At 37.8% G+C, this 1168-nt stretch carries 1 protein-coding gene; it reads left to right on the forward strand.

Translation table 11 applies throughout. The features are described 5' to 3' along the window. Positions 1 to 11: 11 nt before the first annotated feature. Complete coding sequence (locus tag KRX52_RS19625) at positions 12 to 260, forward strand: C2H2-type zinc finger protein (protein ID WP_367890561.1); 249 nt, start codon at positions 12 to 14, stop codon at positions 258 to 260. Positions 261 to 1168: the final 908 nt, after the last annotated feature.

Below are 1168 nucleotides of genomic sequence, written 5' to 3' on the forward strand. Positions count from 1 at the left end.
CCTATGAATGTATCCAATGTGGTAAAGCCTTTGCTAGTCACAGTAAACTTCAAGTGCATAGAAGGACACATACTGGGGAGAAACCCTATGAATGTAATCAGTGTGGTAAAGCCTTTTCTCAGCAAAGCACTCTTCAAATGCATAAAAGAATACACAGTGGAGAGAAACCCTATAATTGTATTCAATGTGGTAAAGCCTTTTCTCAGCACAGTCATCTTCAAACGCATAAAAGAACACATACTGGAGAGAAACCATATTAATATCTTCACTATGGTGATGTCTTTGCATGTCATTTTTGTCTCAGAATCCATAAAATAACACATACTGGAAAGAAAAACCATGAATGTAATCAATGTGGTAAAGCTTTTGGAAGTCATGGACAGCTTCAAAAATATATAAAAACACTAGTATAAGTTATCCATTTATCACTGACATACATTGGAAAAGTTCAAACTTATATTGGCACACAAAATGAAACCACACATACAGTGGCAATTGTTATTGGCATACTAAATTTTATCTAATCACTCTTCTGATGAAATGAGGGAAAACCACATAAAATTTTCTGTGTGCCGGATCCTAGTATGCAATTCTAAAAGAAATATGTTGCCTTCACTTCTAGTAAGGAGCAGGGCTAATCCACTGCAGATGATGTTTTATTCTTGTTTTGTAATCCATACATTAACCATTGTTTCCTTTCACCTTACCTGGTTCCAGTCTTTCTGCTTCCTCTATATTCTCCTTCCAAGGTTCTATGTTTTGTTCAAGAGAGGTGACTAGCTCAGTTTTGGAATCAGAATGGCCTATGAATTACAAGAGATGGGTGATAAATTTCTTACAATAATATGCAGAAGTGTTGGGTTGTAACACAGGCTTGTACTCTGTGAACATAATAAAAATGAGAGAATCATAATGGAAGTCTTATAAGTACATACTTGACAGGTGTTGTAAACATTTTTCGGGGAGTGGGGGGTAAGGAGGGGTTGGGGATGCCAGACAGGGTTTCTCAATGGCTTTAGAGGCTCTCCTGAACAAGCACTTGTAGTCAAGGCTGGTCTTGAACTCTAAGAGATCTGCCTGCTTCTCCCTCCCAAGTGCTGGGATTAAAGGCATGAGCCAACACCACCTGGCTGGTGGTGTAAACTTTTCAGAAATTGTTTTTAGTTTT

Origin of the sequence: Geopseudomonas aromaticivorans, assembly GCF_019097855.1 — a bacterium.
GTDB lineage: Bacteria > Pseudomonadota > Gammaproteobacteria > Pseudomonadales > Pseudomonadaceae > Geopseudomonas > Geopseudomonas aromaticivorans.